The following is a 16,102-nucleotide window of genomic DNA, read 5'->3' as shown; positions in this document are numbered from 1 at the left end:
TAAAAAACATCAGGGACGTTGCCTCTCTAAACGAGCAAAAAAACTCCTATGAAAATCAAATGCTAATAGTTACTATATACGATAGCTGCGCTATCATAAAAAAGTATTTTATGATGATAAGATGGAAATGTAAGAGGACACGGGGGATGGGGCCCTGTTACAGGTTATTGCTAAAGGATCTATTATGCGGCTTTTAATTAGAGGATTTGCTTATTTGAGTTTATATCTATTAGCATCCTGCACTATCTCTCTACCTCAACAAAGCCAAGTTAAAAATATAAAGGCTGTTCCAAGTATGGAACATTCCATTAAAAAAAGCTTGCAAAAAAAGAATACTTTTTCTAAAGGCCAATGGCCAAAGAAACAATGGTGGCTGTCTTATAACTCACCTGAACTTAATCTTTTAGTCACTCAAGCGTTAGCTAATAACCCTTCAATTCAAGAAGTCAAAAAGCGCATTGAAGTTGCGAAACAGCAAGCGATCGTTACACGTTCAATACTATTCCCGTTAGTTTTCTTTAACGCAAAGGAGAACAGACAATATATAAGTCAAAACGGTTTGTATCGCGCGCTCAATCATTCATTCCCTTTAAATGCTGACCTATTAGACCTGTCTCTTTCATTTAGTTATGAAGTGGATTTCTGGGGGCAAAACCGTAATCTCTTCCGTGCTGCTCTAGGGGAAGCAAAAGCACAAGAAGCAGAAGCGGCTGAAGTAGAACTGATTACAAGCACCGCAACTGCACAAGCATATTTTGCTTATAAAACAAATCTTATAAGGAAAAAACTATACGTACAATTAATCAATGTACGACAAAAAATTGCAAAATTACAACACTTATTAGTACAAAAAGGACTTTCTTCAAAATTACCTGCATTGGAAACTTCAGAAAAATTGCTTGAAGCACAAAAATTACTCTCAAGTATTACTGATGAACTTACTGCAAACAAACACTTGGTTAATACTTTAGCAGGGCGTGGGCCGGATAATCCACTATTGATTAACTCTTCTCTTCCGAAATTGCCTAAATCGCTGAATATTCCTCCAATACTACCGTTAGATTTCTTAGCCCGTAGACCTGACCTAATGGCGCAAATTTGGCGAGCAAAAGCTTTAGCCTATAAGACGGGAGCAGCGATGGCTGAATATTATCCCAATATAAATCTTGTTGGCCTTCTTGGTCTGGAAAGCACAGGTTGGAAAAAGCTCTTCGATATATCAAGTGGTACAGCAGCATTTAGACCTGCATTGAGTTTACCTATTTTCACCGCGGGAGCAATACGGGCAAATATCAAAGCTACTAAAGCCCAATTTGACGCAGCAATTGATGCGTATAACAGCTTGCTCCTCTATAGTACCCAAGAAGTTCTTGATGTCTTAGCATTTGCTGAGGATATTTATCAACAAAAAGTAGAACAAGAACACGTAGTTGAGCTTGCAAAACAACGATATGAGCTCAGCTATTTACGTCAACAAAAAGGATTAGACAGTTTATTTGATCTTTATTTTTTACAAGAAGAAGTCATTCAAAAAAAGATTGTAGATGTTACTCTACTGTATAACCAATACTTAGCCTCAATAAAACTGACCAAAGCATTAGGAGGCGGTTATTGTCAAAATAGAATACCTTTGGTGAATAACTCATGAAAAAAAAATCGCCTTCTTTTTATTTTGCAATCATTCTTCTTGTTCTTTTTGTTTTCCTTTTTTTGTATTGGCTTTTTGTTTGGAGAAACGAGGTTTACACCAATGATGCTTATGTCCAAGGGAACCAAGTTTATATCAAAGCTTTACGTCCTGGATTTGTTACGGGTATTTACACTGATGATAGTTTTCTAGTAAAAAAAGGACAACTAATCGTTTCTTTAAATGAAACTGACTCGCTGATTGCTCTCGAAAAAGCGAAAAAGAAACTTGCTCAAACAGTACGTGATGTATGTCAGGCGTTTCACGATGTATTTATACTGGCCGCAGACATTGACGTGAAAAAAGCAGAACTATTAAAAGCACAACAAAACCTTAAGCACCGCTATGACGTAATTGCTGCTAAAGGAGTTTCTTTAGAAGATTACCAAAATGCACAAGACGATCTCAAAGCGTCAATTGCTTCACTAAAAAGCACCAAGAATAATTATCAAAAAATGCTCGCATTTGTACAAGGTACTTCGATTACTGAACATCCCTGGGTTCAAGCAGCAGCACAAGAAGTACGTGATGCGTGGGTCCAATTATATCGATGTAATATTTATGCTCCTGTAGATGGTCTTGTAGCACAAAGAACCATTCAGGTAGGTATGTGGATCTCCCCTAAAGAACCGCTGATGTCCATTATTCCACTGGATCAAATATGGGTTAACGCCAACTATAAGGAAACACAACTAAAAAAAATGCGTATTGGCCAAAAAGTTAAATTTACTTCGGATCTTTACGGTTCTAGTGTTGTATTTCACGGTAGAATTGTTGGTTTACCTGGAGGTGCAGGGAATGCTTTTTCATTGCTCCCTCCTGAAAATCTCTCTGGGAATTGGATTAAAATTGTCCAAAGGCTACCTGTTCGAGTTGATTTAGTGCAAGATGAATTAAGAAAACATCCTCTCCGAATTGGTCTCTCTTTAGAAGTCACAACTGATCTTTCTGATCAGGATGGCCTTTTAGTGCCCACATCTACCTCTGGCTCACCTCATTATGTGACTGATATTTTTAAAAAAGAAGAAGCTGGTGATGAAAAACTGATCGCAGATATTATTAAAAGCAATTTAGATCCAAATCTTCAGAAATATGCTAATAATCCACTTATTTTAAATAAACTTGCTTCAAATGAGATAAGAAAACGATGATCCTCTATATTTTGCTCTTATCGCTTGCGGCAGTAATTTTTAATCTTACTTTACCCATAATGGCTGGTCTTTATATTGTAAGCGATCTAGGTGGCAGTCCCTATATGACCTCGTATACAGTCAGTTTTTTTTGTATTGGTAATCTTTTAGGAGTGCCTTTAGGAAAACCTGCTGCAACACGATTAAGTCCCATCCAGCTATTTGTAGTCTGTCTTAGTTTGACTGCCTTATTTTCTTGGGGATGTGCTACTGCCACTGATTTTTTTAGTTTTATCTTATTTAGGTTTTTAGAAGGATTCGCTTCAGGACCAATGTTTCTTCTTATTACGTGTACACTTATTCCTTTATTATCTTCTAATAAAGATAAAGTCTATATTCTTTCCTTGGTCTTAATTTGTCTTTCAATAATTCCCGTCATTGGTGCTTCATACGGAGCATGGATTGCTTACGACTACCATTGGCGGTTTCTATTTTATTCTAATGTGCCTTTATGTGTTTTTTTAATTTTGTATGTTGGTTATGGTTATAGAAAATACCATGAACCTGTAAAAAAAGCTGTTTTTGATAAACTTGGATATTTTTATTTTTGTATAAGTATGATTTTTATCGGAACTGCATTAACAACTGGCCAAGAATTAGATTGGTTTCGTTCTTCTTTGATTACTTTTTTACTGATCGCGGGCATAATCAGTTTTATTTTTTTTATTTTACGCAGTTGGTCTGCACAAAATCCTATTGTCGATTTGCAGCTACTGAAAAATTTTTATTTTGCACTGGCAATGATCTACATCGCATTCCTTTTTGCAATCTATTTCGGTATGGTAATTTTGTTATCTTTGTGGCTGAAACTTTATGTTAATTACACTCCAGATTGGATTGCCCTAATTATAGGAACAATGGCATTTTGTGGATGGATCCCAGTAGTTCTTAATAAGAAACAATATAAACCATTTCCTCCATTAATAATTGCCCTACTTTTTTTTGCCATTTCTTGTTTTTATACCAGCTATTTTAATGTAGATATTAATTTCAATCGAGTTGCATTTTCTCGCGGTTTAGCGGGTATTGGACTTGCATTATTTTTATCTCCCCTCTTCCAATTATCAATACATACTTTTCCTGAAAACAAACTGGCTGAGTGTATTTGCTTTTTTCATGTATCTCGCTTAATTGGAAGTGGATTGGGAGTAGCACTATTTCCCATTTTATGGCATAGACGAGAAGTATTTTTTCACCTTCGCTTAGGAAGCAGTTTAACCGCATTTTCCCAGGAAACACAGTTATTTTTTGCACGAGCAAAACTAGTACATATTCAAGGAAAACATGCCTCCGCTCAATTAAATTACTATTTGACACGACAAGCTACTGCCCTAGCATTGGATGACTGCTTTTACCTCATGGGTTGGATGGCACTCATTTTGATGCTTTTTCTAATCATCGCTTTTTTATTTCGTTTAAAAAGAACTAAAGAACCAGTAAAAAAGGATGAAAACCCGTTATTAATCCTAGAGGAATCGTAATATTTGCGGTTTTTTACAGTAGAAAAGATATTGGAAAGTTACTGATCATTATCTACGTGCTGAACTACATAAGGAATCGATTCTTTCATTAATTGTCCTATATACTGAATTAATCTAGAGGGAGCACGATTCGCATGAGCATACCATGATAAAGCTACCTTGTCTGAGTAATCCTCTAATTCCAACTTTACTAAGTCATCATCATAATATTGCTTAGGCAATACACCCCACCCCAATCTCCTTTTCACTAATTTTTTTATCGCGAGTGGAGAAAACAGCTCATGTTTCACCAGAAGAGGTAATTTTTTGCACAAAAAAGCTTTGTCTAAATTATCTCGCAAAGAAAATCCTGACTCAGTTAAAAGTGCAGGGTAGCGGGAAAGTGTTTGTAAATTTATATTTTTTTCATTGGCTAATTCATGCTTTGGGGAGACCACAATATAAACATCTTCCTCATAAAGTTGAGTGCATATAATAGAACTATTGATCTCAAGATCTTTAATTGTTAATGCCAAATCAATCACTCCAGATTGTAAGGCAGGAATCAAATCTTTTTTATGCATCTGTTTAATAGAAAATTGAGGATGGTTAATTTGATTTTCATTTAAATAATCGATAAACAACGGCAAAAATTGAAAGCATGGAAGAGGCCCTGTTCCAAGCACAAAAGGTATTTCTGAAAGTTCCGGACTTTTTAAATTAGTAGCAGCATCACATAAAGTGTGTAAAAGTAAACGCGCATATGGAATAAGTAACATCCCTTCCATAGTAGGAAAAATCATACTATTTCTTATTTCAAATAATTTGGTTTTAAATTCATTTTCCAAATTATTAATGCGCTTGCTTACAGCAGATTGAGTAACATACAAATGCCTTGCTGCAAGTGAATAAGAGCGATATTCATAAACCATTAAAAATGATTTTAATTCATTAGTATTCATAATTTACTCAATCCGATAATCAAGCTGTTGCATTTATCATATTATGCTTTTTATTCTAGAACTAGTAATTTAAATCTAAAATCATACTCTAATAAAATTAGATTTTTTCCTTGTCTATTAACGCACTGACAGAACCCGCCAAGTAGTTCCATTGACACCATCTTCTAACTCAATGCCCTGACTTAACAAATCTGCTCTTATTTGATCCGCGCGCGCCCAATTCCGCTCGGTACGTGCTTGGAGTCGCTCGGTAATTAATTGCTCTATTGACGCTTTGTCCATTTCACTTAGTCCCGATTGTAAAAAGGATAAAGGATCTTCTTGCAATAACCCCATGATGCCCGCTAAATGTTTCAATGTAGTCGCTAAAATGGGAGAGTTACTTTTATTGATCTCATGGCTGAGTTGAAATAAAACAGATAATGCAACTGGCGTATTAAAATCGTCATTCATTGCTTGATTAAATTCATTAACCCAATGATTATCTAATTCAGCCTCGACAAGGTGTTGACTGTCCTTGATAGTTTGATATAAACGAGTTAATGCCTTTTTGGCATTAGTCAAATTTTCTTCAGAATAATTTAATGAACTACGATAATGACTGCTTAAAAGAAAATAACGCACCACCTCTGAATGATGTTTTGCTAAAACATCTGCAATAGTAAAAAAATTGCCTAATGATTTAGACATTTTTTCATTATTAACCTGCAGCATTCCTACATGCAGCCAATAATTGGCAAAAGGTTTTTCAGTAGCAGCCTCACTCTGAGCGATTTCATTCTCATGATGAGGAAATTGCAAATCCAATCCTCCTCCATGAATATCAAACTGCTCACCTAACTCACTCATTGCCATTGCTGAACACTCAATATGCCAGCCTGGACGTCCTTCTCCCCAGGGTGAAGGCCAGCTAGGCTCGCCTGGTTTTGCCTTTTTCCATAAAACAAAATCCAATGGTGAACGTTTTTCTTTAACAATTTCTACTCGTGCTCCAGCTACTAATCCCTCTAGATCCTTGTGTGATAATTTACCATAATCGGTAAATGAATTGACTTGATAACACACATCCCCATTGTCACTAAGATAGGCATTTCCTTTAGCAAGCAACCGCTCAATTAAATGGATAATGCTATGAATATGTTCTGTAGCACGTGGTTCTACATCCGGCGGTAAAATATTTAACGCCTGCGTATCTTCATTCATTGCTGCAATATATTGATCAGTTAATTCATCTATAGGTATCGCTCGTTCATGAGCACGAGCAATAATTTTATCATCAATGTCCGTAATATTACGTATGTATTTTACGTCATAACCCTGAGAACGCAGATAGCGAACAATGACATCAAAAGCTACCATAGAGCGAGCATGGCCTATATGACAACGGTCATATACAGTAATACCGCAAACATAGATACCAATTTTTCCAGGTGAAATGGAAACAAACGGTTCTTTTGTTCTGGTTAAAGAATTATATAAATGCAACATATTTGTCCCTCTTAACTCACTTTTCCCCAAGTATCCTTCAGATCTACCACACGATGAAAAGCACGAACACATCCATCTTTTAATTCATTAACACAATAATACCCCAAGCGTTCAAACTGGAACACTTCACCTAATGGCTGATTAGCGAGAGCTGGTTCACAATAACCTTGTTTTATTTGTAATGAATTATGATTTAAGAACTGGAAGAAATCCTCTTCCCTACCTGGATTCGGATCATTAAATAAACGATCATATTCCAACACAGTCACCGGATAAGCATGTTTGCAAGATACCCAATGGATCACTCCCTTAACTTTCCTGTCTTCGGGATTTTTTCCTAAAGTATTTTCATCATAGGTACAGCGTAATTCAATAATAGTTCCTTGTTCATCATAAACTACATCATGACATTTAATCACGTAAGAATGACGTAAACGTACTTCAGCACCAGGTGATAGGCGATGATACTTTTTGGGTGGATCTTCCATAAAATCCGAACGCTCGATAAAAAGTTCTCGCGTAAACGGCAAATCCCGCGTACTTGAATTTGGATCTTGTGAATTATATGCAGGTTTTAAAAATTCAGTTTTGTCCTCTGGATAATTTTCAAGGACTATTTTTAGGGGATCCATCACACATAAAGCACGCTTTGCTGTTCGATTTAGTTCAGCACGGACACATTCTTCGAGTACTGACATATCAATTACTGAATCACTGCGTGATACACCAATTGACTCACAAAATTGACGAATTGCTGCAGGAGGATAGCCACGTTTACGCATTGCCCGCAAAGTAGGCATTCGAGGATCGTCCCACCCAGATACTGCTTTTTTTTCAACCAGCGCACGCAATTTACGCTTTGAAGTGACTGTATGTGATAAATTTAAACGGGCAAACTCTGTTTGTATGGGTTTTGCTGGTAAAGGTAAATGGTCAACAAACCAATCATAAAGAGGTCGGTGATCTTGAAACTCTAAGGTACATAAAGAATGAGTGATTTTTTCTAAGGCATCAGAAATAGGATGTGCATAATCATACATAGGATAAATACACCACTCATCACCAGTACGTTGATGATGCGCATGGCGAATGCGATAAATGACGGGATCGCGCATATTCACATTACCGGATTGCATGTCAATTTTTGCGCGCAACACATGTGTCCCATCGGGAAATTCACCTGCCTTCATACGGGCAAATAAATCTAAACTTTCTTCGCTAGATCTATTCCTGTAAGGACTTTCGCGACCAGGCTCCTGTAAAGTACCGCGATAAGCACGAATTTCATCCATACTAAGACTATCAACATAAGCCCTATCTTTTTTAATTAAAAATACAGCAAAATCATAAAGTTCATGGTAGTAGTCAGAAGAGTGAGTCATCGCATACCAGTCAAAACCTAACCAACGAACATCTTCAATAATGGCATTGACATATTCTTCTTCTTCTTTAATGGGATTTGTATCATCAAAACGTAAATAGCAAATCCCACCAAACTCTTGTGCCAAACCAAAATTGACACAAATCGCTTTAGCATGTCCAACATGTAGATAACCATTAGGTTCGGGGGGAAAACGGGTAACTACAGATTTATGCTTACCACTCGCTAATTCATCCGTAATCAGTTGTCTTATAAAATGAGCTCGCTTTTCAGTTATTTCAGTCATCGTTTTTTCCATTATTATCCATGGCATGTCGCATGGAATAAATTAAATCTGCTCCGGCGTGCAATATATCATTATTCGTATTATAAGCATCCAAGATATGCGTAATTAAGGCAGCCCCTACAATAATACCGTCTGCAAAACGAGCAATTTCTGCTGCCATTTCTGCCGTTTTTATACCAAAACCAACCATTAAAGGAAGTGTGCTTTGTGCTTTTCGGTGTTGATATTGCGTTTTCAAAGATGCCATATCAAGTGCATCAGACCCAGTAACACCTTTCAAAGACACATAGTATAAATAGCCTTTTGCAAACTTGCTAATTAATGCCATACGCTCATCTGAAGTGGTAGGCGAACAAAGAAAGATACTGTATAAATCATATTTTTGCCAGATTTCGGCAAGTTCTTCGCTTTCTTCTGGAGGTAAATCGACTATAATAGTTCCATCAATACCCGCTTCTACAGCCTTTTGTGCAAAAAGCTCATAGCCAAAACGCTCTATAGGATTTAAATAGCCCATAATAATCACGGGGGTTTCTTGATCTTGTACACGGAATTCTTTGACCATATTCAATACAGTTTGGCAGTGTACGTTCTGAGCAAGAGCGCGTTCCATAGCACGTTGAATAACAGGTCCCTCAGCCATAGGATCCGAAAAGGGGATACCTAATTCTAAAATATCTGCACCTGCTCTGACTAATTCATGCATTAATTTCACGGTAATGTCCGGAGATGGATCTCCAGCTGTAATGTAAGGACTGAGCATTTTTTTGCCGTTTTTCTTTAGGCGCATTAAGGTTTTATCAATTCGATTCATACGCTAATCCCATCAATTTGTGCCACAGTATGCATGTCTTTATCACCACGACCTGATAAATTCACGATAATATTTTGATTTGTTGACATTGTCTTTGCGAGTTTCATTGCATAAGCAACAGCATGACTGGATTCAAGTGCTGGAATAATGCCTTCAACACGCGTTAAAGTCCGAAACGCATGCAATGCTTCATCATCATTAATTGCCTCATAAATTACTCGTCCAGAATCCTTCAAATAAGCATGTTCCGGGCCTACGCCAGGATAATCGAGACCCGCTGAAATCGAATGAGTATCCTTAATTTGGCCGTGTTCATCACAAAGTAAATAAGTTCGATTGCCGTGTAAAACACCCGGTTTCCCCGCGATAAGTGAGGCAGAATGCTCACCACTTTCTAAGCCTTTTCCTCCTGCTTCAACACCATAGAGCACTACTGTCGCATCCTTTAGAAAAGGATAAAATAAGCCGATTGCATTAGAACCACCACCGACACAGGCAACTAAAGCATCTGGCAAATGCCCCGTTTTTTCTAGAAACTGGGCTCTCGCTTCAACACCAATCACCGATTGAAAATCTCGAACCATTTGAGGATAAGGATGCGGCCCTGCAACCGTTCCAATGATATAAAATGTATTATCAATATGGCTCACCCAATCACGCATGGCCTCATTCAAAGCATCTTTCAGCGTACGCGATCCCGCTGTCACTGGCACAACCTCTGCACCCAACAATTTCATGCGATATACATTAGATGCTTGACGTTTTATATCTTCAGCACCCATATAAACCACACATTCTAAGCCTAATTTAGCTGCTACGGTGGCTGAAGCTACGCCATGTTGCCCTGCTCCGGTTTCTGCAATAACTCGAGTTTTTCCCATCCGCTTAGCAAGTAGCGCTTGGCCAACAGTGTTATTAATTTTGTGTGCGCCTGTATGATTCAAATCTTCTCGCTTTAAATAGATTTGTGCGCCACCAAGTTCCCGACTTAAACGTTGAGCATGATATAATGGATTAGGCCGTCCTACATAATCCTTTAATTCAGCATGTAACTCAGCAAGAAAATTAGGATCGTGTCGGTATTTTGCATATGCTTCTTTCAATTGTTGTAACGCATGCATTAACGTATCTGCTACGAAAATACCGCCATAGGGGCCAAAATGCCCATGTTCATCGGGAAGTTCTTTTTTGTTCATTGATCTACCTTAAAAATGCAACCTGAGGACAGGCTACTATCTATTCACTAATTTCTGCATAAACCGACCCATTTTGCCATGATCTTTAATTCCAGGCGATACTTCAATCCCACTGCAAAGATCTACAGCATAAGGATGACATAATTCAATTGCTTGAAGCACATTAAATTCATCGATGCCACCAGCCAATATATAAGGCTTGGCTACCTCTTGCGGGATAATCTTCCAATCAAAAACAAGTCCAGTTCCACCTTTTGCCACAGCAGAGGGGGTATCTAACAATAAGGCATGAGCCATCGCAAATTCTCGTGTTGCTTGATGAATATCTTCTGCCGAATAAGGATGTATCGCTTTAATGAAAGGTTTTTTAAATTGTTGGCAAAATTCCGCTGATTCATCACCATGAAATTGCAATAGCTGAATGGGTAGTTCTTCGATGATTTTTTGCACCAAATCTCGCTCAGGATTCACCAAAACAGCCACGGAGTCTACAAATGCCGGAAGATCTTTGAGTAAGACCGTTGCCTGATCAATAGAAACAAAACGTGCACTTTTATTATAAAAAATGAACCCAACAGCATCTACACCTAAATTTACAGCACACGCAATGTCTTCGCTACGCGTCATACCACACATCTTGACTCGTATACGTGATGAATTCACTTATTTCTCCAAAAGAAACATAGGTCCTGGACAATTCTGTAATATAGAAAACTCTTGCGGGTAATTAACTTGCACCAAATACAATCCATAAGCAGGAGCTGTTTCAGCCCCTAATCTTCTGTCTTTTGCTTTAAGCACCTCGTCTACCCAAGAAACAGGTTGTTTTCCTGAGCCTACTGCAATAAGCACACCCGCAATATTCCGTACCATATGATGTAAAAAAGCATTAGCAGTTATATCAATTATTATCAAATCCCCCATTCGGTTCACTTGGAGTTTATGCACATTCCGCATCGGCGTATTCGACTGACATTCAACGGAGCGAAATGAAGTAAAATCATTTTCACCCAATAATGTTTGAGCTGCTTGATGCATAAGACGATGATCCAATTGTCTATATTGCCATGTTACATTGCTGCGCAGCAATGCTGGTCTTATAGCACTATTATAAATCACGTAACGATACCGTCTTGCAGTTGCGGAATATCTCGCATGAAACTCTTCGGAGAGTTCTTTTCCCCATTTAACGCATATATCTTTAGGTAAAAATGAATTTACCCCATGGATCCATGCACGAATACTGCGCTGCTTTTCACTGTCAAAATGAATGACTTGATTTGTTGCATGCACACCGGTATCCGTTCTTCCTGCACAAACCACAGATATAGGCAAATCTGCTACTTTAGATAAGGCATTTTCAACGGCCTGTTGTACGGTATGCAATCCTGTTTGTGCTTGCCAGCCATGATACCTACTACCATCATACTCAAGCACTAAAGCGATTCGCATTGATTATTCCTGATAAAAGGGTCAATTTATAATACAGCATTTGTTTTGTCTATACTTTACTAGAATTGATTTTAAGTTTATTAAAATATTATAGTCATTTTTCATTGAAAACTCAGAGCTAGAATTTTAGCTTAAGAGTTTGATATTACTAATATCCTCGCTTTTTACTCGATAACTGCTGTTCCCTTACTGCATCTATGGTTGATTTCTTGAATTCATTTATGGTAGCTTCTCGGTTTGCAATTAAGGGACTTGCTAAACCAGTGTTAAAAATTGAGATTTAATTTATGAAACGGAATTTATTTTATCCAAGTATTACCGCCCTACTCCTTGTATGTCCTCACACTTCATTCGCTAAGAATGCAGGACACGTGCAAAACTCATCCATGCAATCAGTCTTCAATGCGCCAAAAAACTGGTTTATTTCGCTTGGAGCAGGAGCACAATTTCCTGATTTGCAAACTCCTATGCAAGTAAATAATGGTTCCGAGTTTTCGACACCTTACAATTATGATCAATACTCAATCAGCAAGAACAACGGGGCTGTTATCGCAGCATCCGCAGGACGACGATGGCAAAATGACAACGTTTGGTTTCCTTCCTACTCATTAAGTATCTTTTGGCAGTATTTTTTCAAAACTCAGCTTGAGGGGCAAATTACGCAATACTCCTTACCTCAATTTACTAATTACGATTATAAGTTAGATTTTACTTCAAACCTTCTATTAATCTCTGGAAAAATGAATCTATGCAAGCATGGGATCTTTTCACCTTATATCAATGGAGGAATAGGAAGCTCTTTTAATAAGGTCTCTAATTATCATGAAACAGCCTTAACAAACGTTACACCACGAATTAACCCAGGATTCAGAAACGCCAATACCAGTGAATTTGCCTACAATATAGGTGCTGGTGTTGATGTACATTTTTTACCGCAGTTCATTCTTTCCGTAGGTTATATTTATCAGGATTTAGGTCCATATTCTTCAGGTAATGGAGTGGAAACATGGTCTAACCAATCATTAAATCCAGGCTCTTATCACTCCAATGAGATTTTAGTCAGTATGACTTATCTTTTTTGACAAGATGTTTTGTAGAATAGCGAAACTATAAGTCCTCGCGTATTAGGAGTACCTTTTGGGTGCCGTAGTCTCAAGTTTAACATCAGCTCTCTTTGCTATCGCATCGTTAAACTTTTCTTTAAAATCTTTAAATGCATCGGCTGAATTCTTTATTTCAATTTTTCCTTCTTGTTTTTAGCACTACTAAAAATAGATTTCCTCTTCCATGCAATAGCGTCGAGTACATCGGTTACTGTCTGATCATTCGAGCTTAGCAATTTAGCTCTTTCTTCTATAGGTACATTCGCAAGAGCTGCCTCAATTTTACGTGCTTTCTTACCCATCCCTATAGTGTACCATTTGTTTCTAGCATCAAAATCCTTGATAAGTGTTTTAACTGCTTCATTTTCCCGGGATTTTAAACCCTGTATGACTCTTTGCATCTTTTGAATTTGCTCCGTTATTTTTCCCAACCGCTCATCTAAATTTCTGGTCTGCATGATTGCTTTATCGCACTCAACTAGGAACTTATCCATTTCTTTATCGTTGTTTCCAACTTTTAAGCCAATTAAATCATTTTTTAATTTTTGATACTCCTCGACACGATTTGGAAGTTGACTTTTAACGCGTTCTAATTTTGTATTAAATTCAACTAAATTGCGTCTCAAATCATCAACAACTAATCTTGCATCCCGTATTACTTCCTGCCTCGCTTCTTGAAGCATTGATAGGGGTATAGCACTTTTCTCACCAATTTTAACAGCGCTGATGTCCTGCATTAACGGCTCACACCTAGAAGCGTTTTCATTCACTATTTGGTTAAGTTTCTCGTAATCATCTTTTAATTTTGTTCCAAAATAATCCAGCCTGATCTTTAAGTCATCTATTAAGATTGCACTACGTATTGCATTCTCTTTTGCTTGTTTGAGTACTGCGATAGCAATTCTCAGACTCCTCTTGATTTAGTGAAACAAAATTCTCCTGACGGTGCCCTGATTAATCAATTACTCATTAAAATGGAGCGCATTCTAATAGTAGAACCAAACAAACCTTGATACCGAATAGAAAATATTTATAAATCAAGACTGCCCTTTTATCTCAGCGAGTAGGCGTTTTGCTTCTTCCTTTTGCACCTTACTACCGTGTTGCAGTACTTCATCTAATGAATTTAAAGCGGATTCTATATCTTCCATTCCTATGTATGTTTTAGCAAGAGCTAAAAGAGTATCTAATGCCTTTTCATTCTTTAAGTTAGAAAGATCAATATCGTTCTTAGTAGTTTTCTCTGGGGTGGTTTTCTCTGAGTCAGAGGGAGTAAAAGTAAACTCTAATCCCTTATCCTCGCTAGCTATTTCCTTAGGATAATTTGCCTCTTGAATAGACTCTTTTGCAATTGTATGATGCAAGCCTGATTCAAATTCTAATAGATTTTCTTCAGGTAACTCCTCACTAGATAAGTTTTGATTTTCATGGCTCGGTTTTATTAATTTATCCTCAACTACATCTGATGAGAACTCTAATAGCCTTTCATTATCTTCTGGTTTAGGCTGAGATTGGGATCGAGGTTCAGTCGATGTAGAAACATTGTCTTGAGCATTAGCAACAGTCTTTAAATTTTCGACTTCTGCTGATGGTAAAACTAATTGCTCCGCAACTTGAGGTTTAGGAATTAATTCTAGATCTGGTTTCAACTTGGGCTCTGATCTCAGCTCACTTATCTCTTGTTGTGCAACTGGCTGTTCTTTAGAGTGAATAAAGGATTCAATCGGAGTAGGAGTAGGCACTGGCGCGGGAGTAGACGCTGGGGCGGATTCTACGGGATTAGTTACTTTAGATAGATTACTTTTTCTCTGATCCCTACGTTTAAAATAATAATAGGTAATACCTCCTGAACCTGCAATAAGCAATAAACTAATTAAAAACCCAGCATTAGAGAAAGTACCAAGAGAACTGGAGCTTGTCTGTCCCGCAATAGCTATCCGCTCTCTCATCAATATTTGAATTTGCTTATCTCGCTCATCCAACTGCTTTTGTAATTTTTTGTTTTGTGCTTGTAATAAACTTAATTGTTCTGTTAATAAAGCATTAGATTCTCGCAAAGAGTCTACAGCAGCAGCGGTAATAGATATTTCTGCATTAAGAGTTCTGCGTTGTTCAGGGCTGATTTGTTTTTGACTCTCTATTGATGATAATAAGTTGACTGAAGTGGTCTCAGATTGAGTTTGATTCATTACAGGAAGTGTTGAACCTGAAAATTTTGGTACTGGTGGAATCTGCGAATACTCAATAGGAGGACTTATACTGGGTGTTTGCCCTATCATGTAAGGTGGTGATAATACATGATTAATCGATGTTTTTTCATTCCATGCTTTATCATGAGCCATCACTTCAACCGTCGCTAAATCAGCAGGAACTTCAACAAATCCTGGAGCAGATGGAATTTTCAAACGAACTCCAACCTTTAATCCGTTTAAATTGCCCTGAGTAAATGCATCAGGATTTGCGCCAACAATTGCTAGAACGATTTGCGGTAAAATTGCATCAGAAGTTTTATACCTTTGTGCGATTTGCCATATATTTTCATTGGCAATTGTAGGACCATAAACTCCTTTCTTTGTGTTGTGACTTACCTTAGTAGAAACAACTGTCTTTTGGTGATAATTAGAGAATTGCCGCTGATAGGTCAGGCCACTTTGAGCAGTTGTACTCGCTAGTTTATAACCTGGAGGATCTAATAATACTGTATAAACTTTATAGATTTGTCCTTTGGACCATGTTAAATCAATAATAAGCTGCATATAAGGTTCCGTTATTTGCTCTGTCGAGTAAATAACTACACTATATTTGCCCTGTTTATTTTTTTTAATTTCAAGAAAAAGTGAATTTGCTGTTTCAGGCCATTCTATGCCAAGGCTTTGATAACTTTGCGGATCAGCTAGGCCAGCTCTAACGTTTGATAAAGAAATCTCATGCACATCAATTAACTTAACTTCTGCAGCAAAAGGTTGCCCTAGGGCAGACTTCACGCTCATTTCCCCTAAACCAAATGCATAAACATAGACCGGGAAAGTGAATGCAAATAAAGTTGAAAACAAAACATTTTTTTTCAATCAGGAGCTCCGCGT

The 16,102-nt window shown here is 37.5% G+C and carries 13 protein-coding genes; 4 read left to right on the top strand and 9 right to left on the bottom strand.

What is annotated here, in order from left to right:
- Positions 1-184 precede the first annotated feature (184 nt).
- From Lgra_RS08870 to Lgra_RS08860, 3 genes are read left to right on the top strand one after another with little or no spacing between them, the layout of a single operon-like run.
- Positions 185-1,648: an efflux transporter outer membrane subunit gene (locus Lgra_RS08870; protein WP_058498906.1), complete on the top strand. Its 1,464-nt coding sequence runs from the start codon at positions 185-187 to the stop codon at positions 1,646-1,648.
- The gene (locus Lgra_RS08865) at positions 1,645-2,838 is read left to right on the top strand and encodes an HlyD/EmrA/EmrK family protein (RefSeq protein WP_058498905.1); all 1,194 of its coding nucleotides are present in this window, start codon (positions 1,645-1,647) and stop codon (positions 2,836-2,838) included. The genes Lgra_RS08870 and Lgra_RS08865 overlap by 4 nt, the downstream gene beginning before the upstream one ends.
- Positions 2,835-4,358 carry an MFS transporter gene (locus Lgra_RS08860; protein WP_058498904.1) on the top strand — a complete coding sequence of 508 codons (1,524 nt, stop codon included), beginning with the start codon at positions 2,835-2,837 and terminating at the stop codon, positions 4,356-4,358. The genes Lgra_RS08865 and Lgra_RS08860 overlap by 4 nt, the downstream gene beginning before the upstream one ends.
- Before the next feature lie 38 nt (positions 4,359-4,396).
- Here the strand turns inward: Lgra_RS08860 and Lgra_RS08855 are convergent, their stop codons facing one another.
- From Lgra_RS08855 to truA, 7 genes are all read right to left on the bottom strand, one after another.
- Positions 4,397-5,299 carry a LysR family transcriptional regulator gene (locus tag Lgra_RS08855; protein WP_058498903.1) on the bottom strand — a complete coding sequence of 301 codons (903 nt, stop codon included), beginning with the start codon at positions 5,297-5,299 and terminating at the stop codon, positions 4,397-4,399.
- 117 nt (positions 5,300-5,416) lie between these two features.
- Entirely contained in the window at positions 5,417-6,787 is a 1,371-nt protein-coding gene (cysS, locus tag Lgra_RS08850) for a cysteine--tRNA ligase (protein ID WP_058498902.1), read from the bottom strand.
- A gap of 11 nt (positions 6,788-6,798) precedes the next feature.
- The gene (locus Lgra_RS08845; protein WP_058499275.1) at positions 6,799-8,454 is read right to left on the bottom strand and encodes a glutamine--tRNA ligase/YqeY domain fusion protein; all 1,656 of its coding nucleotides are present in this window, start codon (positions 8,452-8,454) and stop codon (positions 6,799-6,801) included.
- Positions 8,447-9,268: a tryptophan synthase subunit alpha gene (gene trpA / locus Lgra_RS08840; protein WP_058498901.1), complete on the bottom strand. Its 822-nt coding sequence runs from the start codon at positions 9,266-9,268 to the stop codon at positions 8,447-8,449. Before trpA ends, Lgra_RS08845 begins: the two co-directional genes overlap by 8 nt.
- Positions 9,265-10,464, bottom strand: coding sequence for a tryptophan synthase subunit beta (trpB, locus tag Lgra_RS08835; protein ID WP_058498900.1), 1,200 nt, complete (start codon positions 10,462-10,464; stop codon positions 9,265-9,267). Before trpB ends, trpA begins: the two co-directional genes overlap by 4 nt.
- 36 nt (positions 10,465-10,500) lie before the next feature.
- The gene (locus Lgra_RS08830; RefSeq protein ID WP_058498899.1) at positions 10,501-11,127 is read right to left on the bottom strand and encodes a phosphoribosylanthranilate isomerase; all 627 of its coding nucleotides are present in this window, start codon (positions 11,125-11,127) and stop codon (positions 10,501-10,503) included.
- Complete coding sequence (gene truA / locus Lgra_RS08825) at positions 11,128-11,916, bottom strand: tRNA pseudouridine(38-40) synthase TruA (RefSeq protein ID WP_058498898.1); 789 nt, start codon at positions 11,914-11,916, stop codon at positions 11,128-11,130.
- 287 nt (positions 11,917-12,203) lie between these two features.
- On the opposite strand from truA, the gene Lgra_RS08820 reads away from it, so the two are divergent.
- Positions 12,204-12,998: an outer membrane protein gene (locus tag Lgra_RS08820; protein ID WP_058498897.1), complete on the top strand. Its 795-nt coding sequence runs from the start codon at positions 12,204-12,206 to the stop codon at positions 12,996-12,998.
- A 149-nt stretch (positions 12,999-13,147) separates the two neighbouring features.
- Here Lgra_RS08820 and Lgra_RS08815 read toward each other — a convergent pair whose 3' ends face one another.
- Together Lgra_RS08815 and Lgra_RS08810 are read right to left on the bottom strand one after the other, a co-directional pair.
- On the bottom strand, positions 13,148-13,756 hold the full coding sequence (locus Lgra_RS08815; RefSeq protein ID WP_058498896.1) for a hypothetical protein: 609 nt from the start codon (positions 13,754-13,756) through the stop codon (positions 13,148-13,150).
- A 300-nt stretch (positions 13,757-14,056) separates the two neighbouring features.
- On the bottom strand, positions 14,057-16,087 hold the full coding sequence (locus Lgra_RS08810) for a motility hub landmark protein FimV (protein WP_058498895.1): 2,031 nt from the start codon (positions 16,085-16,087) through the stop codon (positions 14,057-14,059).
- Positions 16,088-16,102 lie beyond the last annotated feature (15 nt).

This window comes from Legionella gratiana (assembly GCF_001467695.1).
Classification (GTDB): Bacteria; Pseudomonadota; Gammaproteobacteria; order Legionellales; family Legionellaceae; genus Legionella; species Legionella gratiana.
The sequence above is the reverse complement of the archived record's forward strand: the minus strand, read 5'-3'. Positions and strand labels throughout refer to the sequence as shown.

Bases quoted from the DNA above. Each gene is read 5' to 3' on its own strand.
- cysS (WP_058498902.1), bottom strand. From the start codon at position 6,787: ATGTTGCATTTATATAATTCTTTAACCAGAACAAAAGAACCGTTTGTT.
- Lgra_RS08855 (WP_058498903.1), bottom strand. From the start codon at position 5,299: ATGAATACTAATGAATTAAAATCATTTTTAATGGTTTATGAATATCGC.
- trpA (WP_058498901.1), bottom strand. From the start codon at position 9,268: ATGAATCGAATTGATAAAACCTTAATGCGCCTAAAGAAAAACGGCAAA.
- truA (WP_058498898.1), bottom strand. From the start codon at position 11,916: ATGCGAATCGCTTTAGTGCTTGAGTATGATGGTAGTAGGTATCATGGC.
- Lgra_RS08860 (WP_058498904.1), top strand. From the start codon at position 2,835: ATGATCCTCTATATTTTGCTCTTATCGCTTGCGGCAGTAATTTTTAAT.
- Lgra_RS08865 (WP_058498905.1), top strand. From the start codon at position 1,645: ATGAAAAAAAAATCGCCTTCTTTTTATTTTGCAATCATTCTTCTTGTT.
- Lgra_RS08845 (WP_058499275.1), bottom strand. From the start codon at position 8,454: ATGACTGAAATAACTGAAAAGCGAGCTCATTTTATAAGACAACTGATT.
- Lgra_RS08815 (WP_058498896.1), bottom strand. From the start codon at position 13,756: ATGCAGGACATCAGCGCTGTTAAAATTGGTGAGAAAAGTGCTATACCC.
- Lgra_RS08820 (WP_058498897.1), top strand. From the start codon at position 12,204: ATGAAACGGAATTTATTTTATCCAAGTATTACCGCCCTACTCCTTGTA.
- trpB (WP_058498900.1), bottom strand. From the start codon at position 10,464: ATGAACAAAAAAGAACTTCCCGATGAACATGGGCATTTTGGCCCCTAT.
- Lgra_RS08870 (WP_058498906.1), top strand. From the start codon at position 185: ATGCGGCTTTTAATTAGAGGATTTGCTTATTTGAGTTTATATCTATTA.